13 protein-coding genes and 1 pseudogene are annotated in these 16,056 nt (G+C 67.6%); 6 read left to right on the top strand and 8 right to left on the bottom strand.

Annotated elements, in window-relative coordinates; genetic code table 11:
- Nucleotides 1–3 precede the first annotated feature (3 nt).
- A complete protein-coding gene (locus WMF24_RS44195) occupies nt 4–1,707 on the bottom strand; it encodes an Ig-like domain-containing protein (RefSeq protein ID WP_437733499.1) in 1,704 nt (567 codons plus the stop codon).
- A gap of 549 nt (nt 1,708–2,256) precedes the next feature.
- Between WMF24_RS44195 and WMF24_RS44190 the strand changes: the two genes are divergently transcribed.
- The gene (locus tag WMF24_RS44190) at nt 2,257–3,543 is read left to right on the top strand and encodes a glycoside hydrolase family 43 protein (protein ID WP_437733498.1); all 1,287 of its coding nucleotides are present in this window, start codon (nt 2,257–2,259) and stop codon (nt 3,541–3,543) included.
- On the opposite strand, the gene WMF24_RS44185 is transcribed toward WMF24_RS44190, so the two are convergent.
- From WMF24_RS44185 to WMF24_RS44165, 5 genes and pseudogenes are all read right to left on the bottom strand, one after another.
- Entirely contained in the window at nt 3,495–3,845 is a 351-nt protein-coding gene (locus tag WMF24_RS44185) for a hypothetical protein (protein WP_437733497.1), read from the bottom strand. The two genes, WMF24_RS44190 and WMF24_RS44185, sit on opposite strands and share 49 nt — an antisense overlap.
- An 89-nt stretch (nt 3,846–3,934) precedes the next feature.
- On the bottom strand, nt 3,935–6,952 hold the full coding sequence (locus WMF24_RS44180) for a fibronectin type III domain-containing protein (protein WP_437733496.1): 3,018 nt from the start codon (nt 6,950–6,952) through the stop codon (nt 3,935–3,937).
- Between the two features lie 340 nt (nt 6,953–7,292).
- Nucleotides 7,293–7,454: pseudogene (locus WMF24_RS44175) on the bottom strand (pectinesterase family protein); the annotation flags it as partial.
- Between the two features lie 244 nt (nt 7,455–7,698).
- Entirely contained in the window at nt 7,699–8,223 is a 525-nt protein-coding gene (locus WMF24_RS44170) for a hypothetical protein (RefSeq protein ID WP_437733495.1), read from the bottom strand.
- 134 nt (nt 8,224–8,357) lie between these two features.
- A complete protein-coding gene (locus WMF24_RS44165; protein ID WP_437733494.1) occupies nt 8,358–8,552 on the bottom strand; it encodes a hypothetical protein in 195 nt (64 codons plus the stop codon).
- A 558-nt stretch (nt 8,553–9,110) separates the two neighbouring features.
- Here WMF24_RS44165 and WMF24_RS44160 point away from each other — a divergent pair.
- From WMF24_RS44160 to WMF24_RS44150, 3 genes are all read left to right on the top strand, one after another.
- Entirely contained in the window at nt 9,111–10,241 is a 1,131-nt protein-coding gene (locus WMF24_RS44160; protein WP_437733493.1) for a PEGA domain-containing protein, read from the top strand.
- Nucleotides 10,242–10,453: 212 nt separating this feature from the next.
- The gene (locus WMF24_RS44155) at nt 10,454–11,902 is read left to right on the top strand and encodes a hypothetical protein (RefSeq protein ID WP_437733492.1); all 1,449 of its coding nucleotides are present in this window, start codon (nt 10,454–10,456) and stop codon (nt 11,900–11,902) included.
- 37 nt (nt 11,903–11,939) lie between these two features.
- Entirely contained in the window at nt 11,940–13,496 is a 1,557-nt protein-coding gene (locus tag WMF24_RS44150) for a hypothetical protein (RefSeq protein ID WP_437733491.1), read from the top strand.
- A gap of 117 nt (nt 13,497–13,613) precedes the next feature.
- Here the strand turns inward: WMF24_RS44150 and WMF24_RS44145 are convergent, their stop codons facing one another.
- On the bottom strand, nt 13,614–14,099 hold the full coding sequence (locus WMF24_RS44145) for a hypothetical protein (protein WP_437733490.1): 486 nt from the start codon (nt 14,097–14,099) through the stop codon (nt 13,614–13,616).
- Between the two features lie 27 nt (nt 14,100–14,126).
- On the opposite strand from WMF24_RS44145, the gene WMF24_RS44140 reads away from it, so the two are divergent.
- Both WMF24_RS44140 and WMF24_RS44135 read left to right on the top strand, forming a co-directional pair.
- On the top strand, nt 14,127–14,318 hold the full coding sequence (locus WMF24_RS44140) for a hypothetical protein (protein ID WP_437733489.1): 192 nt from the start codon (nt 14,127–14,129) through the stop codon (nt 14,316–14,318).
- 548 nt (nt 14,319–14,866) lie between these two features.
- Nucleotides 14,867–15,313: a DUF2147 domain-containing protein gene (locus WMF24_RS44135; RefSeq protein WP_437733488.1), complete on the top strand. Its 447-nt coding sequence runs from the start codon at nt 14,867–14,869 to the stop codon at nt 15,311–15,313.
- Between the two features lie 59 nt (nt 15,314–15,372).
- On the opposite strand, the gene WMF24_RS44130 is transcribed toward WMF24_RS44135, so the two are convergent.
- Entirely contained in the window at nt 15,373–15,972 is a 600-nt protein-coding gene (locus tag WMF24_RS44130) for a hypothetical protein (protein WP_437733487.1), read from the bottom strand.
- Nucleotides 15,973–16,056 lie beyond the last annotated feature (84 nt).

Raw genomic sequence — 16,056 nt, 5'->3', positions numbered from 1 at the left:
GACTCAGGGACCGGTCGTGAACGTGGACTTGAACTCGGCCGCGATGCCGTTGCCGACGAGATCCTTGATGCCGTCCTTCGGCAGGATGACCTCGTAGGTGGTGTTCGGCATCAGGTCCTCGTCGGGGTCGAAGTTGACGATGCCCATGTACAGGCCGAACTTGCCCTTCAGCTGCTGCCCGCCCATCGGCCTCACGATGAAGCTGCCGTGGTGAACCGTGGCGATCTCGACGTTGTCGGTGAGGCTGAGGCCGATGCGCGATTTCCTGGACAGACCCGTCGCCCCGTTCTTTGGCAACACGGTGTCGACCGCCGGGGGCGTGGTGTCCGGATCCGTGGAGTGCGCGGCGATGACCATGCCGCGGTAGGGCAGCTCGTCGTCGGCCAGGACCAGCAGGCTGCCGACCGGGATCGAGAACTGGTCGTCGCCGTTCTCGAACTCGAGCCGGCCCCAGATGCGGCTCTCGATCGACATCTGGTTGACGTCGCGAACGTCGATCTTGGAGACGCCGGCGTCCGGCCGCAGGTGACCCAGGAACAGATGGCCGTCGGAGAAGCTCATGTACTCGGACCCGGCGGGGTAGCCCTTGGCCCTGAACGCCGAGTCAGGCAACGTGGCGAGGGGCGCGTTGGCCGCGCCGATGTCGGTGGGATCGGTCAGCACGTCCCACACGCGCAGCGGCGACTGCACGTAGATGTGCTTGCCGTACAGGCCACAGATGTAGCTCTTGCTCGGGGTGATGAAGTCGAGCGCGACCGGGTTCATCGGATCGCTGATGTCCATCGTCGCGATCCCGCCGTTGTCCTTGGGCGTCGTGATGACGAGCGTATTGCCGACGGCCCACAGCGGGCCGGCGCTCACGCCGCCGAACTGCGAGATCGGGATCTTCCTTACGAACTTCACGTCTTCGGGATCCGTGGCGTCCAGGATGTGCAGGCCCGTGTTGGTGCCGCCGACGTAGATGACGCTGCCCTGCCAGTACATGCCCCATACCGAGTCGGTGAAGTCGCCATAGTTGATGCCATCGAGCTTGACGAGCTTCACGTGACGAGGCGCGCGGGCGTCCGTGACGTCCCAGATATCGACGCCGGTGCCCGAGGTGGTGACCTGGTAGAACGTGTCGCCGTAGCGACCGAGCGACGTCTGGTGCGACTCCGCCTCGCCGACGCCCTTGGGCCCTCCCCGGGGATCGAAGCCGGGGCTCACCATGCGCGAGAGCAGCCTCGGATTGGCCGGATCGGCGATGTCGTAGAAGACGATCTCGGCGTTGCCGGCACCTTGAACGTAGCCGTTGATGACGATCGGCTGGTTCTGGTGATGGCCCGCCTCGAGCGTCGGCGACACCAGGCCGTCTCGCCAGTTGTTGCGCGGCAAATTGATCTTGTTCGCCGGCATGGGCATGTTCGGGATCTTGCCTTCCGGGGCGGTGATCGTGTCCGGATCGATTCCGCCCGCGCCGGTGCTCCCGGTCGTGGCGCCTCCACCGGATCCGCTCGTGGCGCTGCTGCTCGTGGCGCCGCTGCTCGTGGCGCCGCTGCTCGTGGCTCCTGCCGCCGGCGTTGGGGCTGCGCCGCCGCTGCCCGTCACCACGGAGGTGGTGTCACCGGAGCCACCGCCGTCATTGCCTTCCGGTGAGCTGAGGTCCCCGCCGGAACACGCCGCGAGCAGGGCGGCGAACGAAGGAAAGCCGAACCAACGTAGTCCCATCCTCTTCGAATGCATCCCTGACCTCTTCTCTGGCGTGTGGGTCATGACAGGCGGCCACCCCGCCGGAACTCGGGGCCGACAGCCCCCGCCACGCTCGCGCGGACACACGGGCACACGAACGCGCGACAGGCGACGCGCCCCCTTGAATAAATCGGTTAAGTCGTGGACCAATGTGAACGTTCACATTTTGGATGTCAAGCGCGATCGGCCGCGCTCGTTTTGACGCGATCCGGCGGCTCGCCCCCCCAGGCTGCGGCGCCAACGCGGCCCCTTCGTGGTCGAGGTCGAGCAGGTTCTGCCGCCCCACGTCCACCAGAACCGACGAGAGCCGACAAGCCCGTGCGAGAGCTCACGCAGGCCCCGCGGCCGGACGCCGCTGCGCCCTGCTCGGGATCGAGGGCGTTCCCACGCCGGTTTCTATTGACGTCGAAAACGTGAACGTTCACATTTGTTGCCGGGAACCGGCCTTCACACGGTGCAGCTCGGCGTGATGGTGCTCGCCGTCGCTGTCGTTGTCGTGTTGGACAGGCTGATGAGTAGGTGCTCGATATGGACTACGCTCGTTCGAAGCTGATGGCTGGTCTTGTACTTTCGGCATGGCTCGGGGCTTGCGACGGTGACGGTGGGGAGGAGAAGCCGGACGCGGCGGCCTCCGGTCCAGGAGCGTCGTCATCGAGCTCCAGCGAGAGCTCGAGCAGCAGCGGCGCAGGCGGCAGCGGCGGTGAGGGCGCCAGCAATGGCGCGACGGGCAGCGGCGGCGCAGGCGACAGCGGCGGCGCGGGCGGCAGCGGCGGCGCGGAAGGCGGCGGCGGCGCAGGCAGCACGCCGCCCCCGACAGAGTTCGACAACCCCGTCATCAAGTACGATGCGCCAGATCCGACCAGCGGTCCCGGAGACTACATCTTCACCGCGGACGGCGCGGCCATGGTCTGGAACAACAAGGTTTACCTCTATACCGGCCATGACGAGCAGGCCGAGGGGGCAGAGGGCTACCGCATGTTCGACTGGCGGCTCTGGACATCGTCCGACATGATCCGCTGGGAGAACAAAGGCGCGGTGATGCGCTACGATGTGTTCCCCTGGGCTCGCGGCGGCGGCTCGACGGGCAACGCCAATGCGGCTCAAGTGGTCGAACGCGACGACGAGGACGGCAACCCGAAGTTCTACTTCTACGCGCCGGTGGAGGGCGGCCAGTCCAGTTATGGGATCTCGATCGGTGTCGCGGTCGCGGACAAGCCGGAAGGGCCGTTCAAGGACGCACGGGGGATCCCGCTCCTCTTCCTGGCCGACACCGACGGCACGGCGGACCATTCGTGGCGGAACCTCGATCCGACGGTCTTCGTCGACAACGACGGGCGGGCCTACATGTACTGGGGGAATGGGATCCTGTACTGGGTCGAGCTCGAGGACGACATGATCCACCTGAAGGGTGAGGTCTACACGACCGACGGCAGCGGGAAGATGCAGGACCGCAGCATCAGCGGCGTCCAGATTCACGTGCTCAAGAACATCCCTGGCTATACCGAGGCGCCTTTTCTGTCGAAGCACGGCAGCCTCTACTACTTGACCTACGCGTCGGGGTTCCCGGAGAGCATCTCCTACGCGACCAGCACGTCGCCGGAGGGGCCGTGGCAACATCGAGGCGTCATCCTGGACCCGGTGCCGAACAGCAGCACCATTCACCAGTCGCTCTTCGAGTTCAAAGGGGCCAGCTACCTCACGTACCACAACGCCGCGCTGCCCACCGGCGGTAGCTATCGGCGATCCACGTGCATCGATCGCGCCTACTACAACGACGACGGGACGATCCGGAAGATCGTCCCGACACACAGGTGATCTGTACAGCGCACGAAGCGCCGACTCCAGAGCAGCTGCTCGTCGCCAGCACCGAGCCGCCGGATCCGCTCGCTGGGTAGGAGCTCACGGTGGCCGAGGAGCCGGCCGCGCGCGGTCGCGGGGACGGGCGTCGATGCCGTGATCCTCGCGAGGCGCGTGTCGTGACCGGTCGTGAACCCGCGGTAGGGGAACCAGCATCGGGCGCGGATTACACCGGTGAACTTCACCGGATCACCGCGGGTCGCCGCGATCATCTGCCCCGTCGAGGTGGACGGGGACGTCCACCTCGACGGGGCGCTCAAGGTGCGGGCTCCAGCGGGTCGCAGGAGATGAGAGGCCTACGAACGATGACACGCCCACCGCTCGGGCGCGCTCCCTCGACCCGGGAACATCAGAACGTCGAGAAGTACGCCCACGGCTGGTTTCCGGCGCTGGCCTGCATGCAATAGCCGCCGTTTCGCTCGGCCGGCAAGGTGACGTTGGCGCCGTTGCAGGTCACGAGCACGCCGTTGATGTGGAACGTCCGCCCCGCGGCGAAGTTGCCGCAGTTGAGCCCTTGCAGGTTCACGGTGGTCTCGTGGCAGGTGGCCGCGGTGCCGAGGTTGCCCGAGTGGTAGCTCTGCGTCGAGAACACGACGGGGCTCGAGCAGAGGCCGCCGCAAGGCGTGCTCCCGCCGGGATCGCCGCACTCGTTCGCCGTGCCGCCGCCGCCGCAGGTCTCGGGAGCCGTGCAGCTTCCGCACGAGCTCACGCTCCGCGACGCGCCGCAGTTGTCGACGTCGCTCAAGCTGCCGCAGCCGGCGCCGAGGCGCGCGCAGAACTGGGCGTCGCTCTCCGGAGTGCAGGTCCCGTCCGTCACGTCGAAGACGAGCTCGACCGTGTCGAAGAGGCCATCCTGATCCGTGACCCGCACGACGGCCGTGCTCGCCCCGACGGACGGGGGCGTGCCGCTCAGCGTGCCGTCGCTCGCCACCGTGAGCCAGCTCGCGCCGCTCTGCTTGGAGTACGTCAGCGTATCGCCGAGGTCCGGATCGGTGGCCGTCCCCGCGAGCGTCTGCCCGGACAGCGCCACGTTGAGCGTGGCGCTCCGCGTGATCGGATCGAGCGTGAAGGCGGGCGCGCGATTGCCGAGGTAGAGCGCCGAGACGCCGGGGAACTCCGTCTGCGCCTTGGCGAGCTCGAGCTCGAGCTGCGGAGTCCAGCGGAAGGCGAGCCGGGCCTCGTCCTCGAGATCCACCCCCGCGGCGCCCGCGCAGAAGTGGATGAACTCGCCGAGGTTGAGCGGGCGATTGCCGTACGTGCTGTTGATCGTGGGCAGGTGCTCGGCGAGGAGCTGGAAGAACCTGGACAGGAACCGGCTGCCTTTGTGGTCCGCGCCCGTGTTGCCGAACTCGCCAGCATAGAGCGGGTAGTACCAGTCGCGGAACCAGTAAACGCCGAATCCGTCGGTGTGGGACAGGTTGTCCTCGTAGATCACTGGCGCGAGGTTCGGGGAGATCGTGGTCAGGTGCAGGAACACGTCGTAGCCGAAGATCTCGGCCCACTTGCTGTCACCCCAGGCATTGAAGCCGGGCGAGCCCGCGATGCCGTTGTTGTTGCTCTCGACGATGTGCCCCATCTCGTGGATCAGCGACTGCACGACCCAGCCGTAGTCCGGCACCGACCAATCGCTGCTCACGGTGAAGATGATGTTTCGATAGGAGGCGGCGCTGTCCGAGGCGTACACGACTCCACCGACGTTGTAGGCCAGGGTGCCGGGAACCTCACCCGGAGCGTTGTCCTGGTTTCCGATCATGTGAAGGATCGGGTCGACCATGCTGCCGTAGGTGTCCTTCGCGTAGCCCCAGGCTTCGCTGACGATCGGGGCCACCCAGGTGGCGCCGGACGGGTTCGGGACGTACTGGTCGAAGTACGCGGCGAGGTTCGCGTCCGAGTAGGCCAGGGTGACCGTGCGGTTGTGGCCGTCGTACCAGCCGTTCTCCACGAAGGACGCGGGCGGCGTGTTCGCGGTGGTGGTCGCGCTCACGGGTCCGACCTGGATCGAGCTGCCCGCCGCGTTCTGCGCGCTCACGCGGAAATAGTACGTCTGGCTCGGCGAAAGGCCCGTGGCGCGGAATTCGGTGCTGCCGGCGCCGGTGGTCCCGACCACGAGACCGGAGGTGAAGCTCGAGTTCGTGGCTCGCTCCACGCGGTACGACGCTTCGGGGTTGAGCTGCCCGGCGTTGTCCGTCCAGGTGACGCGGATCTGATTGCCCGACAGGGCCTGCGCGCTCACGCTGCCCGGCGCGGCGGGCGCGGCGAGCGAGGCGCTGCTCGTGCCGAAGAGCCGCCACTCTGCGAGCTGCGTGTCACCAGCGCCGTGATTGGCCTGGATGTGCAGGCGGTACTGGCTGAACTGCAGCCGCCCGGGGTTGCAGGAGTACGTGCGCGCGCTGTGGCGGTTCGTGAACGACTGGTTGGCTCGCGTGTCGAGCGGGGTCCAGATCGTGCCGTCGTTCGAACCTTCGAGCGTCCAGTCCTTCGGATCGCGGTCCGGAGCATCGTTGGCGGACGTCAGGCTGTAGCTGGTGACCACGGAGCTCGGCGTCTCGAGCCGGATCCAGGTGCTGGAGCTCGGCTCGTAGTACTTCGAGAACGGATTGTTGTCCGTGACCTTCGTGACATCCTCGCCGACGACTCCGTTTCCAGGGTGCTGCTCGACGGGCACGGACGAGGAGAGCGCGGTGATGTCCTGTTGCACGACGACCTCCGCCGTCGTGGCGCGCGCGGAGACCTCGGACGGGAACCCGCGCAGCGCGCCGTTCACCGCCTGCACTTGATAGAGATAACTCGTGCCGGGAGCCAGGTTCGTGTCGGTGTAGCTGGTGGAGCTCGTGAAGATCTCCGTGGTGCCGCTGCCGTCGTCGTTCACGCGCTGGACGTAGTAGCCGGAGGCGTTCGCGGCGGGCGTCCAGGTCAGCGTGACGGCGTCGGCGTCCACGCTCGGCGCGTCGAGCACCGGAGTGCCGGGCACGGTGCCTGCGGCCAGCGAGCCGCCGACGCGCAGCTCGGCGAGCTGCAGCGCGTTGCCGCCGCCGAGGTTCTGGCTGACGTTCAAGCGATGGTAGAGGTATGCGTTCGAGTTCGAGAAGGTGAAGGACCGGGTCTGGTGCCTCGCGGTGAAGGACTCGTTCGTCCTCGTGTCGAGCACGTCCCAGCTCAGGCCGTCGTTGGAGCCCTCGAAGGTCCAGCTGCGCGGATCGCGCTCCGGGAAGTCGTTGGCCGAGGTGATGTCGTACGAAACGATGATCGACGGAGCCTGCATCCGGTACTGGATCCACTCCGTGCGGTGGGACATGAAGAGCTTGGTGTTGACGTCGCCGTCGTGCACCTTGTCGATGCCCTCGACCCCGGGGGGAATCCCCCGCATGTCGCTGACGTTGGCCGTGGACGCCGGGGTCAGATCCGCGCCAGTGAGGGCCGCTTGCAGCGACGCGGTCGCCTCGTCGGAGTCGGGCGAATCGAAGGATACGCAGGCGGGGAGGAGGAAGAGCGGGAGCCAGAGATGCGCGCGTGTACGGTGTTGCCGCATTGCCAGTTGACCTCGTCAGGGATGAAGCGAAACGGATGGGGAGGCGACGCAAACGAAGGAGCGCCGTTTCGAGGGCATGAGAAAGCACACAATCCGAGGCCGTCAAGGACGAATCTCCACGCTCGCTTCAGACGACTGATGATTTCTTATGCAATCTGCTGCCTCCTTGGAGACGACATCAGGGCGACGATCCAATGACGCATCCCTCGACGCTCCCTTCCACGTAGCAGCCCTTGACGTGCTGCTTGCCCTTCCATACGTAGAGGGTGTCCTGGCGGCTCGTGGAGCGGCAGCTCCTGAGCTGGGCTCGGCCTCCCGTCACGAGCAGCGCCACGGCTTGCGAGCACCGAGCGGCGTGCTGTTCGCGACCGTCGTGTTTTCAGCCGATACGTCGTTGCTCGAGACACCTGCCCAGTGGATGCCCCGAGCGTGCCGGTCCTTCATGCCATCGTCAGCAGCTGGCTCACTCACCTCGCGTCCTGGAGGCGCCCTGACCAACTTTCCCTACACCCAGGCAGCGGCGCAGCCCTCGGGACAGCTCACAGGGTGTGCAGTAGCGACTCCAACGATCCAGGCGAGCTGCGTCACGCGATGCGGCGTGTGTGGATGCCGCGGCTTGGCGGGCCCGGGTGATACACCCCGATCCTCTTTCCGAGGACGAGCGCGACCATGCCAGGCACCGCGGGCCCCGTCGCTTGAATGGCCACCGTGTCGACCCCCGTTGACACGCGCCAGACCTGGAACGTCCCGTGGCGCGTGTGGACCCTGCCGTCGCTGATCCTCGCGGGCGATGGCACGCCGCCCATCGCGAGCCGCAACGCGTGAACCAGGTTGAACGTCGCGTATACGACCAAGAAAAACAACGGCACCGCTGCGATCACACCACCGTAAGCTAGCTTGTAGCCGTGCGCGGCGCCCCAAAAGCCACCGACCACGAGGATGACCTCCAGGAGCACCATTCCAAGCCAATTTTCGATCTCGGGACGTGCATGGCGGCATGTCGCAAACCGTCGCGGCGTTGGTTCGCGCAGGTCCTCGGGGAGGAGCTCGGCCAAGCTGGTCGGCGATGCCGGCACCCGCGAGGTCGGTCGTTCGATGTTCGAGGTCATCTGAATCCCCATTTCGTCCCCGCCGGTCTGCTGTCGGACGCGTAGGTGAAGCGCCCGCGGAAGGGCGCCTGGGGCGAGGGCCCGGGCCGAGCCGGCAGTCGATGCGCTCGCGGAGCCAACGACACGGGCGGCCCTCAGCGCAGCCGCTCCCGCTCCCACCGCACCTGGTCCGCGAGCGCGTCGTCCGCGGCGCGTACGCCCTCGACGAAGAGCTCCGCGTGGGCGGGGTTGTCCAGATCGAGGCCGAGCCGGAGCAGCAGAGCGCGGTCGCGCTGCGGCACGGAAAGGAGGATCGCGGCGGCGGAGCGGGGGTAGCGAGCGGGACGCACGCCGCGAGCATACCAGGCGCCCCCGTGAAGGCCTCGATCCGTCTCGCGAGGACGGGCGTCATCGGGAGGGCGCTCTTCAGCAGCCGCTCCAGGTCCCTCGGAACCAGCCCGGTCGTGCTGCCCGAAAGCATCGCCAGCGCCGCCGCCTGCCAGCTGTCGATCGACGTCGATGCGTCAGCGAATCTGCTCGAGCAGCGCTTCGCGCTCCAAGGCGAGCCACCCCTGCGGGAACTCCTGCTTGTGCATCTCCAGCAGCGCCGAGACGCCTCGCGAGGCGCCGGAAGAGCTCGAAGCTGCTGGCGATGCTCGACGGGTTGCCCACGCTGGTAGCACGTCGGAGCGACCTCCTCGGGGTCAGCAAAATGCACGGCCGCGCTCACCTTGGTCGGACAATGTAACACATTGCACCACGTCTCACCTGGGTGGGCCAGGAGGTTCGCCGACATACGGGACGGACGACCCCATTGCGTTATCTACCTGTAAATTATCGCCAAAGCGCTACTGCCCTGCATTCTCTCCCGGTTGACGTCGCGCGCTCGGCGTACGTACCGTCGTTGCATGCGTTGCGGTGCGCACCTGTTGTTCATATTGCTCACGCTTGGCGCTTCAACGGGCTTGTCCAGCTCGGCCGATGCTCAGCAGCCGTCTCCGGCCTCGGGGAGAAGCGACGGGCTGACGGTGAAGGACCTTGTTCGCCGAGCTCGAAAAGCGCGCGACCGCGGAAACTGGACGGAGGCCTGCGAAGCCTACAAGGCGGCCCTCGATGCCGCAGATGTGCCGCCCGGCATGAAGCCCGACCGCGCGGAAGTCGACCGCGCGGCGTTCGATCCCGCCGAGATCGCCGGCGAGCTCGGCCTCTGCGAGCTCGAGCTGCGCAAGTACCGCGACGCGGCGGAGCACCTGACCTGGAGCCTTGAGCGGGATCGGGCGCTGCCGCGCCAGCTACAAGGACGATTCCTGAACGGCCAGCGGAAGGCCGCGTTTTACGTCGTGGAGCTCGTGCTCTCCGTCGACCCGCCGGACGCCGAGATCCTCATCGACGGCCAGAAGATCGGTCGGACCGCGCGGACCTACAAGCTGTTCCTCGAGCCCGGACGACACATGGTGCGGGCCCGGGCGCCGGGTCGCGAGGATGGCTTTCACGCGTTCAACGGCGATCCGGGTGGTAAGCAGGAGATCTCGATGAAGCTCCCGGGCCCGGCGGTGAGCAGCGCCAGGGAGGCCCCGGCGGTGCCGAAGACCGCGCGCGCTGTGCCCACGGCGCGCGCGAAAGAGCCCGACCCGTGGGCTTCCTGGCCGGGGACGCTGCGCGTCACAGGGATCGCCGCCGCGACGGCCGGCGTGTCGATCGGCACCATTTTCGTGATTCGAGCGGGCAAGCTCGATGACGACCTGACGGCCCGGCGTAACCGGCTCCTGCGCGAGCCGTCTTCGAGCTCGTCGATGTGCTGGCGCGCGCCTCCGGACTCGCCGTGTGCCGATCTGGCGCGCTTGCAAGACGCGCGCAACATGTCCGGCCGCGCCGGAGTGGCCATGGTCATCGCGGGCGGTGTGGTCGGCGCGGTGACCGCCGCGTCCTTCTTCACGGACCTCTCCTTCCTGGGATCCTCGCCGGCTCGGGATCGGATCCATGTCTCGCCCGTGGCCACGAGGAACGAAGTCGGCGCGCAAATCGAGGCGCTCTGGTGAGCGTGCAGGAGGCCAAGGGGATGGGGTCGCTGTCGCGCCGATGCGCGGTGACGTCGGTCGCTGCTGTCGCAGTCGGCGTGTGGGGCGCCAGCATCCTGACAGCATGCAGCTCCTACTCCGACGATTGCGGGGAAAGGCTGGATTGTCCTTCCGATCCAGAGCCTCCGCCCGACCCGTGCGAGGGACCCCCCGCTACGGCGCCGGCGCTCGACATGTGCGGGGTGTTCGTCAGCGAGCAGGGCGACGACGACCATCCAGGTACGATGGACGCGCCGGTGAAGACCCTGCAACACGCGATCGGGCTCGCGGCACACGGGCGAGGCGGCGGCGAGAAGCCGACCGGGCGCGTGTTTGCGTGCGGCGGCTCGTTCGAGGAGGAGATCACGCTGCCCTCGGGGGTCGACCTCTGGGGCGGGCGTCGGTGTGACGACGGGGACTGGTCATATCAGGGATCATTCGGCGGGCCGGATCACGCGACGATCATCGCTCCGCCAGGGGGAATCCCGCTGCGGGTCCTCGGGGCGGAGGGTACGGCGCTCGTGGGGGACAACGCGACATCGGTGATCGCCGGCGTGCGAATTGTCGCGGCGGACGCCTCGGCTCCCGATGGCAAGTCGTCGATCGCTGTGATTTTGAGCACGGGGGTCACGGCGATCGTGCAGGACAGCGTGATCGTCGCGGGCAACGGCAAGGACGGGGAGCCCGGAGAGGACGAGCTCACCATCAGGGCAACGGACGGCATGGAGGGGAATGACGGCGCGTCCGCCTGTACCTCGGACGCCGTGACGGGCGCGCTGCCCGTCGTGACCGTGTGCGAAGACGGCACCAAGTCCATTGGTGGATATGGAGGCGACGGCGGGCTTGACGCCGGCGGCGATGGCGCACCGGGACAGCCGGCGCCCGCGGAGCGTTCCGTGCGCAATGGCCACGCGGGGCTCGGCGCGGACCTCACGCGATGCGAGGACGGAGGTGATGGCGCAGACGGCACCGACGGTGGTCGTGCTGATGGCGCCTTTGGCGCAGGCTTCCTCAGCGACGATGGATGGATCGGTGTTCGTGGTGAGGACGGGAAGCGAGGCGGCCCCGGCCAGGGGGGCGGCGGCGGGGGCGGCAGCAAGTCGCGCGGGCCGATGTTTGCGTGTCCGACAAGCGGCCCAGAACGTGGTGCGGCCGGCGGCTCGGGGGGGAGCGGGGGTTGCGGCGGCAAGGGAGGCGGGGGCGGCGGCTATGGCGGTGCGAGCATCGGTATCGTCGCGCTGGAGGGCACTGACCTGACCGTCGCGAACACGGACGTGTTCACGGACAAGGGCGGCAACGGCGGGGTTGGCGGGACGGGTCAACCGGGTGGCATTGGTCAACGGGGCAGGTACGGTGGGCTGGGCTTCGGTCCAAACGGCATGTGGGAAGCTTGTCGTGGCGGCTCTGGAGGCGCCGGCGGCCGCGGAGGCGATGCCGGCGGCGGGCTCGGAGGCGCGTCCGTCGGCATCGCCTACGTGGTGCCCAACTTCGCCATCAGGCCCGGGACCACGATTGTTCCCGGCGAGGCCGGTGCAGGCGGCCCGGCGGGGAACGCCCGACCGGAGGACAAGGTGGGCAGAGGGCAAACCGGCCCACGAGGTGCTCTGCATGCCTTCCCTGCGGCAAGCGAGCCGCTCCATTGAATCGCGCCTCGCGACACGCTGCCCTCGAGGGATGCCCATGAACCTGAATACCACGATCCTCCTCGTCTTTGCTCTGCTGCTCGCCTCGGCTGGCTGCGGAACCGCACCGGGGATCGACGACCCAAACGGTGCGCCGCCGTGTGACGATCCATCGACGTGCGCAGGCGATCCGATCCCCGAGTCCGTCTGCCTGGAGCAGCTTGCGAACGGCCACGTGGTCAACGGCTGCGGCGTGTTCGTCAACCATCCGTTTTTCGGCGGTGACGACGCGAACCCCGGCACGAAGGACAGACCGGTTCGTTCCATCCGGCGCGGCATCGAGCTTGCACGCACCGGGCGCGGTCGCGTGTTCGTCCCCAGCGATGGATTCGAGGAGTCCATCACGCTGCCCTCCGGGGTCGACATTTACGGAGGCTTCAATGTCGTCGGATGGGAACGCCTGGACGAGACTCCACGCCCGGTGCAGGGCATGGCCACGGTCGATCCCCCCTCGGTCGGGCAGATCGCGCTGATCGTCGAGCCAGCCCGCGCCGGCGACACGGGGGCAGCGGACGGGGTCTCGATCATCCATCGCGTGCGCATCCGCAGTTCAACGTATGTCGGGATGATCGTTCAGGCGGGCACCGCGGTGGAGATCGTCGGGAGCATCATCGAAGCCGACTACGGATCGGGGGGCGGCGATGGGGAGAAATGGCCTGGCCGGGCAGCGTCGGGGCCGGACGGGCAGTATGGGGGAGACGCGTGCTCCGCGGCGATGGTCCCGGGCGGGGCGCGGGCGGTGAACTCCTGTGAGGGAGGGCTCCCGAGCGTCGGTGGCAAGGGTGGTGACGGGCTCGCCGACGACGCTGGAGGTGGGGAGGACGGCGAGCCAGTACCGCAGCCGAACCCCAACCACGGTGGGACAGGCGGGCTTGGCAACCGGGCAGACGGCGATTGCAGCAGCGGCGCGCCCGGGAAAAGCGGCATGTGGGGCGCCGCCGGCGCAGCGGGCAAGGGCCGCGGGCGGATCGACGAGACCGGATGGCACGGCGACGGGGCCGGCGACGGCGCCCGGGGGATGCCGGGCCAGGGCGGCGGCGGGGGCGGCGGGCGTCGCGGTGGGCTCGCGGTGTGCGGCGTGGCCGCCAAGGGCGGCGCCGCCGGCGGCTCCGGAGGCGCGGGCGGTTGTGGAGGGCGGGGCGGCCGAGGTGGCGGGAACGGCCAACCGAGCATCGCGATCGTGGCGCTCCACGCCAACGTGACGGTGCGCGATAGCACCATCATCAGCGACAACGGGGGCCAAGGCGGCGACGGCGGGGAGCCGGAGGCAGGCGGCGACGGCGGCCGAGGCGCGCCAGGCGGCGCCGTGGGGGACGGCACGTGGTCCTGCCAGGGTGGCAGCGGCGGCCGCGGAGGCGACGGCGGCTACGGCGGCCCCGGGCGCGGCGGCGATTCGATCGGCATCGCCTACCTCGGCGAGGACCAGCTCACGCTGGATGGGGTCACCTTCGAGCTGGGGCTGCCGGGCCCAGGCGGCACGAGCTGGGACTGGTCTGGCGAGACGATCACGGGAGAGGACGGGATCGCCGTCGAGACGCAGCGCTTCCCTGAATAGGAGCGGCCTGATTCGGCGAGATCAGCCCGACGCCCAGATCCGAGATCGCGCGGCGCGCTCGCTGCGCGTGACGTTCAGCGTCGGGTGTCTTGAATCATCGTGAACGGGAGGCACCAATCAGTTGACGATTGTGGTCTCGACGATCTGCGCCGAAGTCTCATCAGCATCCGGCGCCCGCAAGAGGGCTTCCTTCATCTTCTCGAGGGATTGCTCGCCGGATGCGGCTCCGAGCGAGCGGCTGGGGATCATGGCAGGCTGGGTGATCATCGTGCTGCCGTCCTCGAAGGTGACGAAATACTGTACAATGGCACCCAGATTCGCGTCACAGCCAATGTCGGAGAAACCCACCAGGACGGCGCGCGCGTTGAACTTTCCATCGCGCTCCGTCATGTCCAGGTCCTGGACATGCAACCAGTAGATCGAGTCGTCGCAAGCGCGCTGCAGCGCCCCTGCGTGCACCTTCACGGATTTCACCTTCTTGCCAAACGCCTGCCCGGTGAAGTGAAACTGCGTAAAATAATGCAGGACAATGCTGGCATGCGTGGCGAATGCGGTAACGGAGACGAGGAACAGCGCGAGCGCACCCAGAGCAGTTCGAAACATGGTTGCCCCCCCTGCATCCAGGACGTCATGGGCTGCACGACGAAGAACGTCAACAGTGACGGGCTCGTCAGCTTGAAGGGTATCGACGAGCTCGAGACCGTCAGGCTCCTGGAGCCGTGGGGGAACCCGAATTTGAGCTCGCTCGAAGGGCTCGAGAAGCTCCGGACCGCCGGGCAGGCCGTCATCGACGGGAATCCGGAGCTCACCTGTTCCCCCTGACTGCCGGTCGTTGGCGGGGAATTCTTGCCAGGTCGGAATGGCTTCGGGTTCGTGGCATCACCGGTCCCACCGTACGACCACGCTGCACGCGCTGGTTGACCTAGAGCACCTTACATGACCGCCTCGGTCGGCGGGATCGAACCGACGCAGGACGGACGCGTGCGGCCGAGACGCAGGCCATGGGCAGCGTGGCCACGGCGGGAGCCAGCCCCATAGGATCAACCGTTAGCTGGCCACCCAATGTCCCGGCGCCCCGCTGCACGGCGCCGTTGCGCTCCACGAGCCCGCTCGGTACCCTCGAGGGAAACATGACGTCCACCGCGCCGCAGGGCTGCTGCGAGAGGAGCCATGTCCCCCGTTCGGCTCCCCCTCTGACCAGAGCCCTGCCTCCCGCCGCCGCTCCCTCCGGCCGATGAACAACCGGCGCGGCGCCCCATCCCTTCTCCAAGGCAAGTTGCACACAGCGGCGCACACCGACACGCAAATCAAGCACCACGCCAGGGCCGAACGCCGTGGCTCCGCAGACCGATGAAAGGAGTTGTGACGACATGAAGAGGTTCTTGGCTCTTTTTGCCGCCCTGGGTTGCTCCCTCGCCACGTCGCTCGCGCTCGCGGCTCCTCTCCCCGTGACCGGCCAGTGGCGGACGATCGATGAGCAGGGGGTCGAGCAGTCGGTGGTAGAGATTTACGAGAAGGGCGGGAAGATCTTCGGCAAGATCGTGAGCCTGAAGCAGCCGCTCGACGAGAAGGGGAAGCCGAAGCTCTGCACCGCCTGTGAAGGCGCCGACAAGAACAAGCCCGTCGTGGGGCTCGTCATCATCAAGAACATGGTCCGCGATGACGACGAGTACGATGACGGTACGATCCTGGACCCGAACAACGGCAAGACCTATAGCTGCAAGCTCGAGGCGATCGAGGGCGGGAAGAAGCTGAAGGTGCGCGGCTTTCTGGGCATCTCCCTCCTCGGCAGGACCCAGACCTGGGTGAAGAAGTAAAATCTTCTCATACACCGGTCGTGGTCCACCTTGGCCGAAGGTGAACTGGTCTGACGAGGCTATGATACCGGGGCGTCTGGATTCACCACCACCTGGTACCGACGTCCCGTGGACAGCACGCTCGGATCGATGCCCTCCTCGAGCGGTACGCGCGTCTGCGTGAGCTGGTGGCCGGGTAAGCAACACGCGAGGGTGAAGGCCGCGTCCCAGCGCAGCCGATCGAGCACCCTGTCCATGTGCACGTGGGCGTGGACGAATGTCACGAACACCGGCATCGGGGGCAGGGCGTTGAGCTGATCCGCGACGTCGTCGATGCTGGCCTTGTGCCACGCCAGACGCCGGACCCCGAAGCGATCGCGCCACGCCTCCACCAGGGCCACGTTGAGCAGCGGATCGACGCTGATGTTGTCCGCCTCGCTCTTCAGCGAAAAGAGCGCCCCGGTCCGCGCGTGGGCCCCGTCCCCGACGTGAATGACGCGACATGGGCGGCCCCTGGTCAAGAGGGGCCGAAGATGACAGAGGGCAGAGTAGCTCTCGGTCATTTCCTTGGCCGGCCTGGTCGCTTTGGCGAACAAGGGCCACAGCGCTTCGAAGGAATTCCTTCGCATCAGCCGGTCCAGGTAGTCGCTGTTCGGGGGCTGCGCGTCGGTGCTGGCCATGGAGGCTGCTTGTAGCAGAGCTGCCGCGATGCGCGCGGACCTCCCGTCGGAGGACCGAGCGGGGCCGCCTGCTCCCGGCGAACC

Origin of the sequence: Sorangium sp. So ce1335 (assembly GCF_051521615.1) — a bacterium.
Lineage (GTDB): Bacteria > Myxococcota_A > Polyangia > Polyangiales > Polyangiaceae > Sorangium.
The sequence above is the reverse complement of the archived record's forward strand: the minus strand, read 5'-3'. Positions and strand labels throughout refer to the sequence as shown.

Bases quoted from the DNA above. Each gene is read 5' to 3' on its own strand.
- WMF24_RS44190 (WP_437733498.1), top strand. From the start codon at position 2,257: ATGGACTACGCTCGTTCGAAGCTGATGGCTGGTCTTGTACTTTCGGCA.
- WMF24_RS44145 (WP_437733490.1), bottom strand. From the start codon at position 14,099: ATGTTTCGAACTGCTCTGGGTGCGCTCGCGCTGTTCCTCGTCTCCGTT.
- WMF24_RS44130 (WP_437733487.1), bottom strand. From the start codon at position 15,972: ATGGCCAGCACCGACGCGCAGCCCCCGAACAGCGACTACCTGGACCGG.
- WMF24_RS44195 (WP_437733499.1), bottom strand. From the start codon at position 1,707: ATGGGACTACGTTGGTTCGGCTTTCCTTCGTTCGCCGCCCTGCTCGCG.
- WMF24_RS44135 (WP_437733488.1), top strand. From the start codon at position 14,867: ATGAAGAGGTTCTTGGCTCTTTTTGCCGCCCTGGGTTGCTCCCTCGCC.
- WMF24_RS44170 (WP_437733495.1), bottom strand. From the start codon at position 8,223: ATGACCTCGAACATCGAACGACCGACCTCGCGGGTGCCGGCATCGCCG.
- WMF24_RS44180 (WP_437733496.1), bottom strand. From the start codon at position 6,952: ATGCGGGGGATTCCCCCCGGGGTCGAGGGCATCGACAAGGTGCACGAC.
- WMF24_RS44140 (WP_437733489.1), top strand. From the start codon at position 14,127: ATGGGCTGCACGACGAAGAACGTCAACAGTGACGGGCTCGTCAGCTTG.
- WMF24_RS44150 (WP_437733491.1), top strand. From the start codon at position 11,940: ATGAACCTGAATACCACGATCCTCCTCGTCTTTGCTCTGCTGCTCGCC.
- WMF24_RS44155 (WP_437733492.1), top strand. From the start codon at position 10,454: ATGTGCGGGGTGTTCGTCAGCGAGCAGGGCGACGACGACCATCCAGGT.
- WMF24_RS44160 (WP_437733493.1), top strand. From the start codon at position 9,111: ATGCGTTGCGGTGCGCACCTGTTGTTCATATTGCTCACGCTTGGCGCT.